15 protein-coding genes and 3 pseudogenes are annotated in these 16,495 nt (G+C 45.4%); 14 read left to right on the top strand and 4 right to left on the bottom strand.

The window, feature by feature from the left end:
• The 14 genes and pseudogenes from AC0L66_RS13190 to AC0L66_RS13125 all read left to right on the top strand — a co-directional run bounded on the left by AC0L66_RS13190 (position 1) and on the right by AC0L66_RS13125 (position 11,559).
• Entirely contained in the window at positions 1–783 is a 783-nt protein-coding gene (locus tag AC0L66_RS13190) for a ParA family protein (RefSeq protein WP_265676158.1), read from the top strand.
• Positions 770–1,975 carry a chemotaxis protein CheW gene (locus tag AC0L66_RS13185; protein ID WP_473567618.1) on the top strand — a complete coding sequence of 402 codons (1,206 nt, stop codon included), beginning with the start codon at positions 770–772 and terminating at the stop codon, positions 1,973–1,975. The genes AC0L66_RS13190 and AC0L66_RS13185 overlap by 14 nt, the downstream gene beginning before the upstream one ends.
• A 55-nt stretch (positions 1,976–2,030) precedes the next feature.
• Positions 2,031–2,526 (top strand): annotated as a pseudogene (locus tag AC0L66_RS13180) (chemotaxis protein CheW).
• Positions 2,526–3,029 carry a DUF2802 domain-containing protein gene (locus AC0L66_RS13175; protein WP_473567617.1) on the top strand — a complete coding sequence of 168 codons (504 nt, stop codon included), beginning with the start codon at positions 2,526–2,528 and terminating at the stop codon, positions 3,027–3,029. Before AC0L66_RS13180 ends, AC0L66_RS13175 begins: the two are co-directional and overlap by 1 nt.
• Before the next feature lie 287 nt (positions 3,030–3,316).
• On the top strand, positions 3,317–3,934 hold the full coding sequence (ccmA, locus tag AC0L66_RS13170) for a cytochrome c biogenesis heme-transporting ATPase CcmA (protein ID WP_473567616.1): 618 nt from the start codon (positions 3,317–3,319) through the stop codon (positions 3,932–3,934).
• Position 3,935: 1 nt separating this feature from the next.
• Positions 3,936–4,604: a heme exporter protein CcmB gene (ccmB, locus tag AC0L66_RS13165; protein WP_265676154.1), complete on the top strand. Its 669-nt coding sequence runs from the start codon at positions 3,936–3,938 to the stop codon at positions 4,602–4,604.
• Positions 4,605–4,691: 87 nt separating this feature from the next.
• Positions 4,692–5,444, top strand: a complete 753-nt coding sequence (locus AC0L66_RS13160; protein ID WP_265676153.1) for a heme ABC transporter permease — start codon at positions 4,692–4,694, stop codon at positions 5,442–5,444.
• Between the two features lie 4 nt (positions 5,445–5,448).
• Complete coding sequence (gene ccmD / locus AC0L66_RS13155) at positions 5,449–5,655, top strand: heme exporter protein CcmD (RefSeq protein WP_250616872.1); 207 nt, start codon at positions 5,449–5,451, stop codon at positions 5,653–5,655.
• The gene (ccmE, locus tag AC0L66_RS13150) at positions 5,652–6,137 is read left to right on the top strand and encodes a cytochrome c maturation protein CcmE (protein WP_265676152.1); all 486 of its coding nucleotides are present in this window, start codon (positions 5,652–5,654) and stop codon (positions 6,135–6,137) included. Before ccmD ends, ccmE begins: the two co-directional genes overlap by 4 nt.
• Positions 6,134–8,096: pseudogene (locus AC0L66_RS13145) on the top strand (heme lyase CcmF/NrfE family subunit). Before ccmE ends, AC0L66_RS13145 begins: the two are co-directional and overlap by 4 nt.
• Positions 8,096–8,650, top strand: a complete 555-nt coding sequence (locus tag AC0L66_RS13140) for a DsbE family thiol:disulfide interchange protein (RefSeq protein WP_265676150.1) — start codon at positions 8,096–8,098, stop codon at positions 8,648–8,650. Before AC0L66_RS13145 ends, AC0L66_RS13140 begins: the two are co-directional and overlap by 1 nt.
• A complete protein-coding gene (locus AC0L66_RS13135) occupies positions 8,647–9,129 on the top strand; it encodes a cytochrome c-type biogenesis protein (protein WP_265676149.1) in 483 nt (160 codons plus the stop codon). Before AC0L66_RS13140 ends, AC0L66_RS13135 begins: the two co-directional genes overlap by 4 nt.
• Positions 9,129–10,358, top strand: a complete 1,230-nt coding sequence (ccmI, locus tag AC0L66_RS13130; RefSeq protein WP_473567614.1) for a c-type cytochrome biogenesis protein CcmI — start codon at positions 9,129–9,131, stop codon at positions 10,356–10,358. Before AC0L66_RS13135 ends, ccmI begins: the two co-directional genes overlap by 1 nt.
• Before the next feature lie 478 nt (positions 10,359–10,836).
• Positions 10,837–11,559, top strand: a complete 723-nt coding sequence (locus tag AC0L66_RS13125) for an MlaA family lipoprotein (protein ID WP_473569261.1) — start codon at positions 10,837–10,839, stop codon at positions 11,557–11,559.
• Between the two features lie 88 nt (positions 11,560–11,647).
• Here the strand turns inward: AC0L66_RS13125 and AC0L66_RS13120 are convergent, their stop codons facing one another.
• The 4 genes and pseudogenes from AC0L66_RS13120 to AC0L66_RS13105 all read right to left on the bottom strand — a co-directional run bounded on the left by AC0L66_RS13120 (position 11,648) and on the right by AC0L66_RS13105 (position 16,003).
• Positions 11,648–12,913 carry an outer membrane protein transport protein gene (locus AC0L66_RS13120; protein WP_473567612.1) on the bottom strand — a complete coding sequence of 422 codons (1,266 nt, stop codon included), beginning with the start codon at positions 12,911–12,913 and terminating at the stop codon, positions 11,648–11,650.
• A gap of 340 nt (positions 12,914–13,253) precedes the next feature.
• Positions 13,254–14,495: pseudogene (locus AC0L66_RS13115) on the bottom strand (OmpP1/FadL family transporter).
• A 289-nt stretch (positions 14,496–14,784) separates the two neighbouring features.
• On the bottom strand, positions 14,785–15,504 hold the full coding sequence (locus AC0L66_RS13110; RefSeq protein WP_265676144.1) for a DUF3379 domain-containing protein: 720 nt from the start codon (positions 15,502–15,504) through the stop codon (positions 14,785–14,787).
• Positions 15,497–16,003: a sigma-70 family RNA polymerase sigma factor gene (locus tag AC0L66_RS13105; RefSeq protein ID WP_265676143.1), complete on the bottom strand. Its 507-nt coding sequence runs from the start codon at positions 16,001–16,003 to the stop codon at positions 15,497–15,499. Before AC0L66_RS13105 ends, AC0L66_RS13110 begins: the two co-directional genes overlap by 8 nt.
• Between the last annotated feature and the right edge of the window lie 492 nt (positions 16,004–16,495).

The raw sequence follows: 16,495 nt of genomic DNA, 5'->3' as shown, positions 1-16,495 counted from the left end.
ATGATTGTATGGAGTGTTGCTAACCAAAAAGGTGGCGTTGGAAAAACAACCAGCACGGTGACGTTGGCGGGTTTACTCGCGCAAAAAGGTCACCGAGTGCTGTTGATTGATACCGATCCACATGCTTCGCTTACCACGTACTTAGGGATGGACTCCGATACGCTACCGCGGAGTCTATTCGACTTGTTCCAGTTGAAAGAGTTTACCGAGACGCGAGTAAAAGCTCTGGTTCATGAAACGAATATCGACAATATTGATGTGATTCCTGCGCACATGTCGCTCGCAACCCTTGACAGAGTCATGGGAAATCGCAGTGGCATGGGGTTAATTCTTAAGCGAGCCCTGTTGACGCTGCGCGATCACTACGACTACGTATTAATCGATTGTCCACCAATACTTGGTGTCATGATGGTGAATGCGTTGGCGGCGAGCGATAGAATATTGATCCCAGTTCAAACGGAATTTTTAGCCATGAAAGGGTTAGAAAGGATGGTCAGAACCTTGGCCATTATGCAAAAGTCTCGCCAGCGCCCGTTTAAAGTGACCATTGTGCCAACCATGTACGATAAGCGAACACGCGCCTCACTGCAGACGTTGACACAATTAAAGCAAGACTACCCGGACCAAGTTTGGAGCTCGGCGGTCCCTATTGATACCAAATTTCGAGATGCCAGCCTTAAGCATTTACCAGCATCGCATTTTGCTGCTGGTAGTCGCGGTGTGTTTGCGTATAAACAACTACTCATCTATTTAGAGAGGCTAGCGATTGATGGCAATGGATGAAGCACCGCTATCCAGCGAACAAGCGCTTGATGATTACTTTAACTCGTTACTTGGCATGGGTGACTTTTCTGAAGACGAGAGTGAATGCCACACCCAAAGTGGCACGAGTTCAAGCGAGAACGCTTCCGTTGAAATAGCGTGTACTGACAACGCGGCCGATGCAGAGCCGAGTGCCGATTTGACGGAGTGCCATGCTGATACAAATTCAGCTGAGTGTCAGGCACCAGTGCTTGATACCGTACATTATGATAGTGCCAAAGAAGAAACCTGTGTTGAAGCAGCAGCAATAGACAAAATGGAGTTTCAGGCTCAACCTAGCATGCATATTGAACCTTCCGTGCATTATGGACGTGATGTTGATTATGATGAACCGCCTAATTTGCAACAGCTTGAAAAGTTGTTTGATGGTATGCGTTCACAGGCAGAAGTTGATACACCTGAAGTGCTTCAGCCTTTATTGCAGTCAGAGCTAGAGCAGTCGGATCTAGAGCAACCGCAGCTAGAGCAGTCTGAACTTGTGCAACCTGAGTTAATACAGCCAGAGTCAGAAATCCAACACTGGGTATTACCAGAAACAGATCATGTGCCTGAGGCGACAAGTGATGTTTATGATGTCACTAGTGAAACCGATAGCGATCTCGTGGTTTCTGAACCAGAGCAAACTATCACAACAGAGAATGTGATTGATCCTCACCAAGCCAGTTTTGGTGGCGGAGATGCCACGGTGTGGCAAAGCACCGAGCGCAGTGAAAATTTCCAAGTATTGTACTTTGCCGTTAATGGCATGACGTTTGCGGTGCCGCTAGATGAGCTAGGTGGTATTCATAAAATGGGCGAGTTAAGCCACTTAATTGGTCGTCCAGCTTGGTATCTCGGCTTACAGTCGAGTAGAGATAGTAAGCTCGATGTGGTGGATACCGCGAAGTGGGTGATGCCCGATGTCTTAACCGACGATGAGTACAAATCGCAATATGAGTACATTGTCATGTTAGGCGAAAGTAATTGGGGCTTGGCATCGACAGAGCTTAAAGGCACCGAACAACTGCGGCCAGAAGCCGTAAGGTGGCGAGAACAATCAGGCAAGCGCCCTTGGTTAGCGGGCATGGTGAAAGAGCAAATGTGTGCGCTAGTTCATGTGTCGGAGCTAATTGGAATGCTAAATGCTGGATTAGATGTTAATTCAGTACAATAACAAGAATTGATGCAATTGCGGTTAATGCCGCAGTTTACATATTGAGAGGAAAATTATGTCTCAGACGATGGATGTAGAACTAAGAAAAGACCAAGCTAATGATGAAGTGTTGCAGTGGGTAACCTTCCAGTTAGAAGAAGAAACGTATGGCATCAATGTAATGCAAGTACGTGAAGTACTTCGTTATACTGAGATTGCGCGCGGTTCCGGGTGCGCCAGATTACGTATTGGGTATTATTAACCTGCGTGGCAACGTTGTCACCGTCATTGATACGCGTGCAAGATTTGGTCTAATGCAAGGTGAAATCACTGACAATACTCGTATTATTGTGATCGAATCTGAGCGCCAAGTTATTGGTATTCTTGTCGACAGCGTAGCGGAAGTGGTGTACTTGCGTTCTTCAGAAATTGATACCACACCAAGTGTTGGCACCGATGAAAGTGCTAAGTTTATCCAAGGTGTCAGTAATCGTGAGGGTAAACTGTTGATCCTAGTTGACTTGAATAAGCTGCTCTCTGAAGATGAGTGGGATGACATGGCTTACCTATAATGCTTGAGTCTTTCCCATTTCAATCACCTCTACTTTGGGTAGGGGTGGTGGCTTTTGTTGTAATCCTTATCTGGCTAGTGAAACTTCATCGTCAGTTGAGTGTGCATAAGAATACCAGTCGTCAGCAGATCCGTCATGCTGACAAAGAGCTGGATAAATGCAATAAGCAACTGTTAGAAGTTCGTTCTGTGCTGGTAGGTTTGGGACAAAAGATTTCCGAGCAAGAAGATATTATTCGTCATTTGACCGAACGCGTTGTTGAGTTAGAAAACATTGATAGCGACGGGCGCTTGTATACGCGCGCCAATAAAATGGTCAAGCTTGGCGCTGATATTAACGAGTTGATTGAAGAGTGCGAACTTCCAAAAGCGGAAGCTGAGTTGATGATGTCACTGCAAAATAAGATTGCAGGAAAAGAAAAAGTGCCGCCACTTAACAAGTCTAGAGCCCAGCCGACTCGATCTCAAATGATGGGTTACCAACCTGCTAAACGCTCACGCTAATTGTTAACAAGTGTATTGATATTAAAGAGATACACTTGTTCATTTCTTTTTATATTCTTAATAAATTCTTACGTTTTCACATTCGTAGTTAAGATGCGGTCTGCTATTCTATTCGTCAGTTTAATGTAAGGACTGGATTCCAATACTACTTTGGTGGTAGTTAAGGGTAGAAATAACAGAGGTTTAGTGTTTGAGCTTAAGTTTCGTGAAGCGAGTTTGATCATTATCCTATTGTCATAATACAGCTATGGTAAGATGAACGCCTTGTCGTCCCAGCCTAAAAACGAATGTTAGAAGTCATAAATTTAACCGCGATTCGAGATGAACGCGTATTGTTCGAAAATTTATCATTTTCGTTACAAACCGGAGACCTAGTGCAAATTGAAGGTCGAAATGGAACCGGAAAAACGACCTTAATGCGTATAGTGGCGGGATTAGGTGATCGAGAAGACGGTGAAATTCGCTGGAATGGTGAAACCATCGAATCAAACCGAGAAGAGTATCACCAAGATCTATTGTTTCTTGGGCATCAAGCCGGTGTTAAACGAGAGTTAACCGCCTTTGAAAACCTGAAGTTTTATCAGTCAATTCACGCTCCTACTACGACACCGGATCAAATATTCCATGCGTTAATGCAGGTGGGGCTTGCTGGTAGGGAAGATGTCCCTGTTGCGCAGCTCTCTGCTGGACAACAGCGTCGAGTGGCGCTAGCGCGTTTGTGGTTGAGTGAACAACCACTATGGATCTTGGATGAGCCATTAACCGCGATTGATAAGCAAGGTGTTAAGGTATTGGAAGATTTGTTTTTAGCGCATGCGAATAAGGGCGGAATTGTCATGCTAACGACTCACCAAGACATGTTTAATGACAACCCTAAACTTAAGAAAATTAAGCTTGGAGAGTAGTATGCTGGCTTCTACGATGAAAATTGTCCGTCGAGAGCTGCTGATTGCTTTCCGACGTCAGGCCGATATTTTCAACCCGTTATGGTTTTTTATTATCGTTATTACCTTGTTTCCGCTGAGTATTGGACCTGAACCGAATCTCTTAGCGCGCATTGCCGCAGGGATTGTGTGGGTGGCCGCATTACTTGCCGCGTTACTATCATTAGAGCGCCTGTTTAAAGACGACTTTCAAGATGGGGCATTAGAGCAGATGATGCTGATGCCCATCCCATTACCTTTGGTGGTGATGGCAAAAATAGTTGCGCACTGGTTACTTACGGGCTTGCCGCTTATATTAATAAGTCCGCTGTTGTCTATTTTATTGTCGTTGGACTTTGACACGTGGTTAGCGGTGGTATTGACCTTGTTAGTGGGTACGCCCACATTGAGCTTTATTGGCGCCATTGGTGTTGCTCTCACCGTTGGACTGCAAAAAGGTGGTGTACTGTTAAGTTTACTCGTGTTACCACTTTATATCCCTATTCTAATATTTGCTACCTCGGCGATTGATGCGGCATCACTAGGTGTTGCGTATAATGGTCAACTTGCGCTACTTGCTGCGATGCTAGCGGGAGCGATGACGTTAACACCATTCGCCATAAGCGCGGCATTGAGAGTGAGCGTTAACTAGAGCACCACTGGAATATAATAACTATCACACAGGCGTCGCCACGTAGAAGTGATGTCGGTAATGTCGTTTTAAAGAGTGAGAAACAATATGTGGAAATGGCTTCATCCTTATGCCAAATCTGAAACCACCTATCAATTATGTGGTCGTTTATTACCGTGGTTTGCCACACTCGCGTTGGTGTGCTTATCAGTTGGTACGGTTTGGGGGCTCGCGTTTGCACCTTCGGACTACCAACAAGGCGACAGTTTTAGGATTATCTATATCCATGTGCCGTCGGCAATTTGGTCGATGGGTGTCTACATGTCAATGGCAATTGCCGCCTTTATTGGCTTGGTTTGGCAAGTGAAACTGTCCAGCATGGCAGCACTCGCGATGGCGCCGATTGGTGCGGTATTTACCTTTATTGCACTTCTGACCGGAGCCGTATGGGGTAAACCCATGTGGGGTGCATGGTGGGTATGGGATGCGCGTCTTACGTCAGAGCTTATTCTACTTTTCCTTTACCTTGGTGTTATCGCGCTTTATCACGCTTTCGATGATCAGAAAACAGCGGCGAAAGCGGCGGGTATCTTAGCGATTGTTGGCGTGGTGAACTTGCCAATTATTCACTTCTCTGTTGAATGGTGGAACACCCTTCATCAAGGGGCGTCCATTACTAAATTTGCCAAACCGTCGATTTCAAGTGACATGCTATGGCCATTATTATTGAACATTTTGGGCTTTGCGTTCTTTTTTGGCACCTTGACGCTAATTCGACTTCGAAATGAAATTATCAGCAAAGAAGGTCACCGCCCGTGGGTGATCGCACTTGCCAACCATCAGCTTAAATCTAGAGGTTAACACCATGCATTTTGATTCAATCGGCGACTTTTTCGCGATGGGCGGATATGCAGGCTACGTTTGGAGCGCATTCGGCATTACTTTTCTATCACTTATTATTTTGCTTTTAACCAGTTTGTCTCGTGGCAAGACGCTTCTTAAAGAGGTGCAAGCCAAAGTAGATCGACAATCGCGTATTGACGCGGCGAAGAATATGGAGAATACACTATGACCCCTAGGCGCAAGAAAAGGCTTGGCATCATCTTGGCTATTTTTATTGGTATCAGTGCTACCGTGGGACTCATTCTTTATGCGTTAAACCAGAATATGGATCTGTTCTATACCCCAACAGAGCTTGTTAATGGCAAACCAGACGGCTCCAAGCCGGAAGTGGGTCAGCGACTACGCATTGGTGGAATGGTCGTGGAAGGATCGGTTAGGCGTGATAATGAATCACTCCGCGTGAGTTTTGATCTTGCTGATGTGGGTCCGAAAGTGACGGTCGTCTATGATGGTATTTTGCCTGATCTGTTCCGAGAGGGTCAGGGCATTGTCGCGCAAGGTGTTCTTGTGGATGCGACGACCATCGAAGCGTTTGAGGTACTGGCAAAGCATGATGAAGAATACATGCCACCTGAAGTTGCAGAAGCGATGAAAAAGACCCACGCGCCACTGGAATACTCTTCTGAACAAAAACAAGGAAGCGGTCAATGATTGCTGAAATTGGGCATTTTGCCCTGATACTGTCGCTGAGCCTTTCGGTTCTGCTCAGTATCTTGCCGCTAATCGGCGCCTCAAGAAACAGCACTATGCTGATGAACACCGCAAGACCGCTGTCTTGGGGGATGTTCTTAATGCTACTCATGTCTTTCGCCATTTTATTATGGGCGTTTTACAGTAACGACTTTACGCTCACCTATGTGGCCAGTAACTCTAATACCATGTTGCCTTGGTATTACCGGTTAACGGCGGTATGGGGTGCTCATGAGGGCTCACTACTGCTTTGGGTATTAATCCAAGCTGGTTGGACAGTGGCGGTTGCGACGTTTAGCCGTGGTATGCCGCAAGAGTCGGTTGCTCGCGTGTTAGCCGTGATGGGTATGATTACTGTCGGTTTCTTGCTGTTTATTATCGTTACCTCGAATCCTTTCTTGCGTACTTTACCTTTCTTCCCAGTGGATGGTCGTGACTTAAACCCATTACTGCAAGATCCCGGTTTGATTATCCATCCGCCAATGCTCTATATGGGTTATGTGGGTTTCTCGGTTGCGTTTTCATTCGCGATTGCATCCTTAATGACTGGTCGTTTGGATACGGCATGGGCAAGATGGTCTCGCCCTTGGACAACCGCCGCGTGGGTATTTCTAACATTGGGTATCGCTCTAGGTTCATGGTGGGCTTACTATGAACTTGGCTGGGGTGGCTGGTGGTTCTGGGATCCAGTAGAGAATGCGTCATTCATGCCTTGGTTGGCGGGTACCGCGTTAATGCACTCATTAGCGGTAACAGAAAAACGCGGCACATTTAAAGCTTGGACAGTATTACTCGCGATTTCAGCATTCTCATTGAGTCTGCTCGGAACCTTCTTAGTGCGCTCAGGTATTTTGGTTTCGGTGCATGCCTTTGCTTCCGATCCATCACGAGGCATGTTCATTTTAGGCTTCCTAGTCTTTGTTATCGGCGGCTCCTTATTGCTGTTCGCGTTGAAAGGCGCATCGGTGCGTGTTCGTGGTAACTTTGATCTTGTCTCTCGTGAAAACGCTTTACTCGGTAATAATATCTTATTGATTGCTGCGTTAGTGGTCGTTCTTATTGGTACACTGCTACCACTGGTTCATAAACAAATCGGTTTGGGTTCCGTGTCGATTGGCGCGCCATTCTTCAACATGTTGTTCACTTGGTTGATGGTACCGTTTGCGTTCTTGCTCGGTATTGGCCCTTTGGTTCGCTGGAAGCGTGACAACTTGTCTAAGCTGGTTAAACCTATGATCATCTCGGGTGTGATCTCCTTGGCGTTCTCGGCCTTGATGGTGGTATTACTGGCTGAGTTCTTCACCAGGTCTTGCGTTCTTAGGTTGGGTAATGGCGATGTGGATCATTACCATGCATGGCTTTGAGCTTCACCAGCGTGCGACGCACCGTCACAGCTTTGTTGAAGGGGTGAAGAAACTGCCTCGCAGCCACTGGGCGATGATCATGGGTCACTTAGGTCTTGCGGTGACGGTGATCGGTATTGCTATGGTGCAAAACTACAGTGTTGAGCGTGATGTACGTCTGGCGCCGGGTGAGCATTACCAAATCAATGATTACGATTTCTACTTCAAAGGCTTACGTGACCACGACGGCCCTAACTACGATGGCTATATTGCTGATTTTGAAATTACCAAAGATGGTAACTACGTCAATACACTGCATGCTGAAAAGCGCTTCTATCGTACGGCTAAATCGATGATGACGGAAGCCGCCATTGATCGCGGCGTTACTCGTGACCTCTATATTGCCATGGGTGAGCAGCTAGATGATGGTCGTTCTTGGGCGATCCGTATCTACCATAAACCGTTTGTTCGTTGGATTTGGCTGGGTGCGATATTCATGTCGATTGGTGGCATCTTAGCCATCAGTGACAAGCGTTACCGCTTCCGTAAGCCAGGTTCGCAAGAGGAGGCGGCGTAATGAATAAGAAGATTCTGTTTATTCCTTTAGTGTTCTTCTTGATTCTAGTGACGGTTTTTGCGGTTCAATTGGGCCGCAACTCGGCAGGTGATGATCCAACGAAGCTTGAGTCGGTATTACTAGGTAAACAAGTACCAGAGTTTCGTTTGGAAGACCTAGTTGAGCCAGGCAAACTCTACGATCAGTCCATCTTTAAAGGCGAGCCACTGCTTCTTAACGTGTGGGCGACATGGTGTCCAACTTGTTATGCAGAGCATCAATATCTCAATGAACTTGCGGCTGATGGCGTTAAGATTATTGGTCTGAACTATAAAGATCAGCGCAATAAAGCGGTGCAATGGCTAGACGAGCTGGGTAACCCATACTTAATTAGCTTGTTTGATGGAGACGGAATGCTCGGTTTAGACCTAGGGGTTTACGGCGCTCCGGAAACCTTCCTTATTGATGCTGATGGCGTGATTCGTTATCGTCATGTCGGTGATGTGAACGCGCGTAACTGGAGTGAAAAACTTCAACCGATGTATCAAGAGATGCTTGAGGAGGCGAAACAATGAAAAAGTGGTTAATCGCTGGCATGTCTGCGTTGATCTTAGCTTTTTCGGTTCACGCAACGATTGAAATTCATGAATTTGATTCAATGGAGCAAGAGCTACAGTTCAAAGAGCTGAGCAATACGCTGCGTTGTCCAAAGTGTCAGAACAACACGATTGGCGACTCCAACGCCGAATTGGCGCAGGACTTGCGCCAAAAAGTGTATGAGATGACAAAAGAAGGCAAGTCAAAGTCAGAGATAGTGGATTACATGATTGCTCGTTACGGTAATTTCGTTACTTACAACCCGCCATTTACACTAGGTACGGCTATTTTATGGGCAGGACCTTTGTCTGTGGTGTTAATTGGTTTTGGTATGATTTTTCTAAGAAGTAGAAAAACCAAAGCGAAGGTTGAGCAACCTGCAGCGCAGTGGAGCGAAGAAAAGGAAGCGGAACTCAACGCTTTGCTGGACGAAAAAAAGACTGAGGATAAGCAATAATGACATTATTTTGGATATCGACTGTCGCATTGGTCGTTGTTGCTTGCTTAATGTTGGCAATTCCCTTGCGAAGCAAGAAGGCCAATATTGACGCGCAGTTGCGTGACGACTTGAACAAAGCCTTATATAAAGACCGTTTGTCCGAATTGGCCATCGAGGATGATGAAGGCTTGGTTGAGAACCAACAAGATTTGGTTTCTGACCTAAAGCAGTCGTTGCTTGATGACATTCCAAAGCAGGACAAACAAGCGCAAAGTCATGTTTCTCCAATGGCCGTGTTCATTCCGTCAGCAATTTTGATTGTGGGTTTGAGCTATGGTATGTACGTTACTTTTGGTGCGACGGACAAAGTGAAAAATTGGCAGGAAGTCTCTGCTAATTTGCCTGAACTATCGAAAAAGCTCATGGCGGGTTCGGCTGAACCAATGACAGAAGACGAAATGCAGGATCTGACTCTTGCCCTTCGTACTCGTCTTCATTATCAGCCGGACGATTCGACAGGTTGGTTGTTACTCGGTCGTATCGCATTGGCCAATCGTGATGTCACGACGGCGACTGATGCGATGGAAAATGCCTATCGATTAGAGCCAAGCAACACCGACGTACAACTTGGTTTTGCGCAAGCATTGATGATGTCTCCAGACGAGATGGATCAAAACCGAGCTCGCGGTTTACTTACCGACCTGATTAAAGAAGATTATGTTGATTTGCGCGTGTTTTCTTTGTTAGCGTTTGATGCGTTTGAACGTGAAGACTTTGCTGGCGCAGCGAGATACTGGGGCATTATGCAGCGCCTAATTGGCCCAGATGACAGTCGCTACGAAATGTTAACGCGAAGCATCGAGAGTGCAGAAGCTCGCCTCGGTGAAACGAGCAAAAAAATGGGTCAGATTAGTGATAATGCTGTTGCCGTGAGTATTACGGTTTCACCAGAAATGGCGGCAAATCCGACCTCATTTTTGATTGTTTCTGCTCATACGGCTGACGGCGCACCAATGCCAGTGGCTGCGGCGAGATACCCTGTTGGCACCTTCCCTCGAACCGTTGTATTAGATGATAAAGACAGCATGATGGAAGGGCGTAAGTTATCTGACCTTGATGGCTTGATGATACGCGCTCGTATTGATAGTGACGGTAATGTCTCGACCCGTGAAGGCGACTGGTACGGTGAAAGCCAACCCGGTAAGCTGGGTGACACGATTGAAGTGAATATTAATCAGCAGTACTGATAAGTTGCAGCAGCAATAAACAATGGCGGTCTTGTTTCATTACGACTGAATAAGCGTCGAAATTTGTGCCGTGATTGTTATGAAATTGCATCTTGGTTGTCACTAAACCTAGAATGCTCGTATACTAGGATGTATACTCATTCAAAGTGGTAACAGTGGCAATCTAGAGCAGTTCTTCTATAAATCATATGGTTATAGAATAAAAAAACAAAATAGCTCAGGTTGCAACGTCTTATGGAAGAGGTTATGCAATCAGCATTAACTAAGCAAAAAGGTGACACTTTTTGCCGTTTTTGTTTCTAGCGTATTTCTAGCGGGGTGCAGTTCAGCACCCAGTGAAGCGGAGCAATCCGTCAACGCTGAAGAAACGTCAATACAGAACACCCCACCATCAGAGAGCAGTGTTACTGCTCAGCCTGAAACTATCGACTCGCCTGAAACTATTGATTCGCCTGAAACTATTGACTCGCCTGAAGTAATAGCGGTAGCCGACCAAGATTCGGACTCCGGTGAAGTACTCAGTGAACCCGAGGCGGATTCCGACGTCTATGACCCTATAGAAGGGTTTAACCGTGTTATGTGGGATATCAACTACGATTATCTCGACCCTTACTTTGTACGCCCCGTATCGCTAGCCTATGTGAACTACACCCCCGATCCCGTTCGTCTTGGCGTACGAAATTTTCTCGCCAATTTAGATGAACCTTTCAGCGCCGTTAACAACGCGGTAATGGGGAATGGGGGCAAAGCGCTTGATCACTTTAATCGTTTTTGGATTAACAGTACCTTAGGTTTACTGGGCTTTATTGATATCGCGTCCGCGGCTGGAATTGAAAAGCGCAACAAAAAAGAGTTTGGCGATGCCATTGGTCACTATGGTGTAGGCCATGGTCCTTACATTATGGTGCCAGGTTATGGACCAACGACAGTACGTTCGTTTGCTGATACGGTTGATGGTTTTTATCCGCCTATCTCGTATCTAAATTTCTGGGCGAGCTTTGGTAAGTGGGCATTGGAAGGGATGGAGAAGCGTGCGCTGTTGGTATCACAAGAAGCCACGCTGGAGCAATCGCCAGATCCTTATGCTTTGACGCGTGATGTTTATATTCAGCGTCAGGACTATAATGCTGAAGTGGCCGACGAAGAGGTTGATGAAGAGCAAGAAGCGTATATCGATGATTACTTAGATGATTTCGAGTAGCGCAGCGCACGATCCTCAACATCGATCTATCGGTTGATGCATTAAAAAACGCCACTCGTAGAGTGGCGTTTTATGATTGAGATGGATACTAGAAGCGGTAGTTTGCTTGGATACCAGCAATCCACACATCACCAGAGATTTCGCCAGTAAACCCACCATATAGCATATCGGCTAGGCCATCAGAGGGAACTCGCGGCTCATCGATAGTCGCTGTTCGCGCCATGATATACGTTAAACCACCATCGATAGTAAACTGCTTACTGAATGCGTAGCTTGCACCCGCACTAAGCCAGGTACGGTCGGTTTCTGGAATGGTGGTAGTGCGGTACTTGTCATCAACTGCTGACATGTCATAAGCGACACCACCACGAAGCGTGATTTTTTTGTTCAGATTATATGTAGTACCAACCGCGAAACGATAACTGTCTTTCCAGTTCTCATCTTTAATCTCAGAGCTTGAGCCGTCGGCAAATTCGGCGGTTAGCTTGTCAAAGCTACTCCATTGTGTCCAGTTAATACTAGAGTGAATCGCCCATTGAGGCGTTAATTGGTGGAATGAAGACAATTCTGCTGTTGCAGGCAGGGCAATGCTGAGTTTTCCATCTTGTTTGCCACTAAAGCTAAAGCCAGCGCCTTCGCCATAGCCATCAAAGTCCATCGTGACTTCAGATTTGTAGGCAAAGCCAATACGGTTAGATTCATTAATCTGCCAAGCTGCACCCAATTGGTAACCCCAAGAAGAATCAGTACCTTCAACGTATTTAAGGTACTCACCTTTAGAAATACCGATTGGGTGATCAGCTGGCGCTGTAGCGCCAATTTTACCTTCTCCGGTTACGAATCTGATACCGCCACCAATGCTTACTGCATCAGTCACTTTGTAACCCAGACTAGTCACGGCTTCTACGGTCATGACCTTAGCTTCGTTACCGTATTGAGTTGCGCCAAAATTACTATCGAGCTCTGTTTCCATACCGTAGTTTGAGCTCAACGCCAAACCGACAAAGTAACGATCATTGAGTTGGTGAGAGAGATACAAGTTAGGCACTGGTGCACTATGAGCAATATCTTTTGCTTCAGTATATCCAGTAGCCGCCGTTCCTTTCACGTCAATATTCGGCTCAACATACAACACGCCACCTGAAATCTGAGTGCCTTCAAGGTACGTCAACATGGCTGGGTTACGCCATTGTGCACTGGCGTTGTCGGCCATAGCCGCTTCGCCTGCGTAAGCGCGACCTAAGCCTGTGCCCGAGTATTCTGCAAGCTGGAAACCAGCAGCGGAAACTTGAGTTGAAGAAAGTAAACCTAGAACCACTGCCATGGAAAGGGGAGTACGTGCTGATATTGTCATTATTGTTCGCTCAATGTTTTCTATTTTGAGCGGCGATTGTATTTTTAGAGTAAATGCTTTAAAACACATTTATCGTAAAAATACGCTTTTTGAAGTTATATATCGCAAATATCACATAGCCATGGTGAATATTCTGGTTGTTAAGGGCTTGTTTCAAAATCTCAGCGTACACTTGTAAGATAATGTGAACCTAAGGTAGGACCAGTTGTGATGAGAATTAGGGCTGGAAGGGTTGTTAATACTGGCGAGGACGCAGTATATAGGTATAAAAAAGGGTCGGAATGACCGACCCTCTCTGTTGCTAGCTTGTTAACGTTGAATGGTTAACTTAGGTAGCCAATTAGAAGCTGTAGCTGTATTGGATACTCGGCTAGGATAGCGTTAGCATGAGTCGTTGCGGTTAAAGTTAACGGACCTGATGTCTCAGTTACTTTTACATCTTTACCCATTAGATAGGTGATACCAAAATCAACGGTATGGTGCTTCTTAAAGCTATATCCGAAACCTAAGCAGAGAGCCATTGGCGATCTGAATCAGGAACTGATATCGATGTGTCTTTGTCTTGCGCTGCTGTGTCATACATGTAACCAGCGCGCAGTGTCCATGCGTCGTTTAGGTAGTATGTACCACCGAGCGCGGCATGATATCCATCTTTCCAGTTATACTCTTTTAGAGGAACGCCACCACTTGTTTCTAGGGTGTCGAATACACTCCAGCCAATCCATTGTAAGCTATAGTGTACAGCGAATTTAGTATCGTTAATTTTGTGGTAACCGGAAAACTCAGCCATATCAGGAAGAGCAAAAAGGATGTTTTGTCCTGGTGTTATATTGGTACCAAGCGGAGAGTATTCTACTGTACCGGATGCTTCAATTTCTGGACTGCGATGATACGACAATCCAAATCGATTATTTTCATTTAGTTCAAATGTAGTACCTAGATTCCAACCAAAGCCAACACCGCTAGCATCAACATTCATCGCAGTATAGCCACCAGCAGCTGGTGACATTTCACGCTTCAATTTACCTGAGCCGCTAATAATATCTAGACCAGCGCCAACGCTCCATTGTTCGTTAATGCGGTATGAAGCCGCGAGAGCATAGTTGATGCTTTGAATTTCAGTTGTACCACCAAATACTTTTGCAAAGTTAGCGTCACCAAAAGAATCATCAAAGTTGTTGTTAGTACCAAAGTTTGAATAGATACCAGCACCGAGTGCCCATTGCTCATTCAAGCGATGAACATAATAGATATTAGGTACAGGTGTGCCACTTGAGTTGTTAGCATCAGGTTCTCCGGCACCAGCACCGCCAATATCTTTAATATCAATACTTGTTTTTATATAGTTCACACCGCCAGAAAACTGATGTGAATCAAACAATGCCATAGCCGCCGCGTTACGTGACATAACTGATGCGTTATCGGCGATAACCGCATCACCAGCAAAAGCACGGCCTAGGCCATAGGTTGCAGATTGAGCGTTTAGTTGGAAGCCAGCAGCTGCCACTTGGTGTGAAGCAAGCGTGAGCGATGACACGGCCACTGCTAAGAGCGTTTTTTTATACAGACGCGAAGTTGTCATTTATATACATCCTTTATGTAATCGCCTCTATGGGCGTTATTGAATTGAGTTAATACTCAATTTTGGGGCTGATCCTAATCGCTAGTATAGGTAATAGAAATCAGACCAGTAAGGAAAAATGGCTAAAAAGTATATAAATGATGTGTATCTGACATGAAATGCATCGAAAATGCTTATATTTAGAGTTTGTACTCTAGAAAATTACATAATTTCGTGGGAATTCACTCGCAAAACAAGCCTTACTGTTAAATAAGGCTTGTTATGTGAGGGTAGGGGTTTATTTTCTGAATTATGCTGCAGGGTTCAGTATATTTTTCAGGTTTTCACCGATTTTAGTGAAGTCTTCCCCTTTTTCGCCGACTAAAATGAAGCTCGCGTCACCCATTGGCTCGACCAGCCCCGACATGCCATCTTTTTGGAAGAGCTTTGCCTGTTCTGTGGGGATCTTAGTAACGAAAAGCGTCACTTTGCCTTTCTCGCCCTGAAACACCATGTGCATCGCATTGGCATCACCAAAGCCACAGTGGTTTAGGTAGTAGACGTGATAAGGGAATTGTTGGCCAATTTGGTAGGCAAAAGGCAGCAATTTTGCATTGATCTGCGCTTCTGACACTTTTTCATCCAAAGGGTCGATAAAGCCCATTTCATCATGCACATGCTGAACAGCGGTTTCAGAGAGTGACGCATGCGCTGTGGACACCGCGACGCTTCCCCAATTAACTTGACCCACCAATAACCCAAACGCAAAGGCAATGGATGCCGCTAGAGATAGTGCTCGCTTACCAAAGTTCACCTTCACAACGTTGCTGCTGGACTGATTGAACAATATCTTGTCTGCTAGGTCATCGGGGACATCGACTTTCATCGCCTGTTCAATACGCGCATCCATCGAAAAAATATCGTCCATAAACTTGGCGTTGGCGTCATTGTCCTGCATCGCTTTTAACAACTCAGGATCTCTTGCCTTCGGTTCGGACATAATGCGACGACGGAATTCTAATTCATCCATTTTGTTGCCCCCTTGGTGATGCGCTAGACTCCATCATATCTTTGAGCTGATTGCGGGCTCTAAACAGTCGGGTCATGACGGTATTTTTGTTTAGGTCGAGTATATCGCCAATCTCTTCGCCACTAAAGCCACCAACGACCTGCAGAAAGAGAGGCTCTCGGTACTCAACATCGAGTTTCATAATCTGTGCCTGAAGCCATTCTTGCTGGTGATGCGGATCGTCGCTGACCTTTGCTTCATTACCGAAATCATCAATATCAACTAAATCAAATTGCTTACGCTCAAAGCGCCTGGCGTTTTCTCGTCTCAATATGGTGATAAGCCACGATTTAGCGGCTTTTTCGTCCTGAAGACTATCTAATGACTTCCAAGCTCGAAGACAGGTTTCTTGAACCAAATCTTCAGCAATGCTTTTGTCTTTGCAAAGCCAATAAGCATAGCGGAATAGATCACGATGATAGGCACGTACAAGTGCTTCGTATTTTCTTTGTTTGTCCATATTCAAGTTGACCGGACTATTCGAAAATTTATTTCGAATTTTTTTTATCACTGACACAGGAGCCCCCGTTTTTGCTCTGTGATTGGAATTTTTGTTACATAAAGCCAGTAAATCCACTCAAAATTGATCTACTGCAAACTTTCGAATGGTGAAGCCGTTATATTAGCTCTTGTCATCTCGTTGGTTTTCGAAACCGACATGTTGAGCAAGATGACACTTCCTTTTGAAGGCTGACTTTACTTTCTCCTAATCAGGAAACTGATTATTTTCAATTGGCGTAAGTTAATTGCTTTATACATTCCGACCACACAACTATTGTGTGGTTTTTTTTGCTTGTTTTTTACCACGCCATGTTTACTTACTGTGATCCACTTCTTTAACCGTTTTCAACCGTTACTTTTGTCATCCTATGTCTTGTTGCTCGAACACGCCGTTATTTTTACTCAAGTGTTTGAATTTTCATATTCAATTTTGGTCGACCATATCACGTAA

This window comes from Vibrio sp. GJ43-1 (assembly GCF_055808835.1).
The sequence above is the reverse complement of the archived record's forward strand: the minus strand, read 5'-3'. Positions and strand labels throughout refer to the sequence as shown.

What these genes read in the sequence shown, in the direction of transcription:
- AC0L66_RS13190 (WP_265676158.1), top strand. Translation starts at nt 1, where the DNA reads ATGATTGTATGGAGTGTTGCTAACCAAAAAGGTGGCGTTGGAAAAACA.
- AC0L66_RS13185 (WP_473567618.1), top strand. Translation starts at nt 770, where the DNA reads ATGGCAATGGATGAAGCACCGCTATCCAGCGAACAAGCGCTTGATGAT.
- AC0L66_RS13175 (WP_473567617.1), top strand. Translation starts at nt 2,526, where the DNA reads ATGCTTGAGTCTTTCCCATTTCAATCACCTCTACTTTGGGTAGGGGTG.
- ccmA (WP_473567616.1), top strand. Translation starts at nt 3,317, where the DNA reads ATGTTAGAAGTCATAAATTTAACCGCGATTCGAGATGAACGCGTATTG.
- ccmB (WP_265676154.1), top strand. Translation starts at nt 3,936, where the DNA reads ATGCTGGCTTCTACGATGAAAATTGTCCGTCGAGAGCTGCTGATTGCT.
- AC0L66_RS13160 (WP_265676153.1), top strand. Translation starts at nt 4,692, where the DNA reads ATGTGGAAATGGCTTCATCCTTATGCCAAATCTGAAACCACCTATCAA.
- ccmD (WP_250616872.1), top strand. Translation starts at nt 5,449, where the DNA reads ATGCATTTTGATTCAATCGGCGACTTTTTCGCGATGGGCGGATATGCA.
- ccmE (WP_265676152.1), top strand. Translation starts at nt 5,652, where the DNA reads ATGACCCCTAGGCGCAAGAAAAGGCTTGGCATCATCTTGGCTATTTTT.
- AC0L66_RS13140 (WP_265676150.1), top strand. Translation starts at nt 8,096, where the DNA reads ATGAATAAGAAGATTCTGTTTATTCCTTTAGTGTTCTTCTTGATTCTA.
- AC0L66_RS13135 (WP_265676149.1), top strand. Translation starts at nt 8,647, where the DNA reads ATGAAAAAGTGGTTAATCGCTGGCATGTCTGCGTTGATCTTAGCTTTT.
- ccmI (WP_473567614.1), top strand. Translation starts at nt 9,129, where the DNA reads ATGACATTATTTTGGATATCGACTGTCGCATTGGTCGTTGTTGCTTGC.
- AC0L66_RS13120 (WP_473567612.1), bottom strand. Translation starts at nt 12,913, where the DNA reads ATGACAATATCAGCACGTACTCCCCTTTCCATGGCAGTGGTTCTAGGT.
- AC0L66_RS13110 (WP_265676144.1), bottom strand. Translation starts at nt 15,504, where the DNA reads ATGGATGAATTAGAATTCCGTCGTCGCATTATGTCCGAACCGAAGGCA.
- AC0L66_RS13105 (WP_265676143.1), bottom strand. Translation starts at nt 16,003, where the DNA reads ATGGACAAACAAAGAAAATACGAAGCACTTGTACGTGCCTATCATCGT.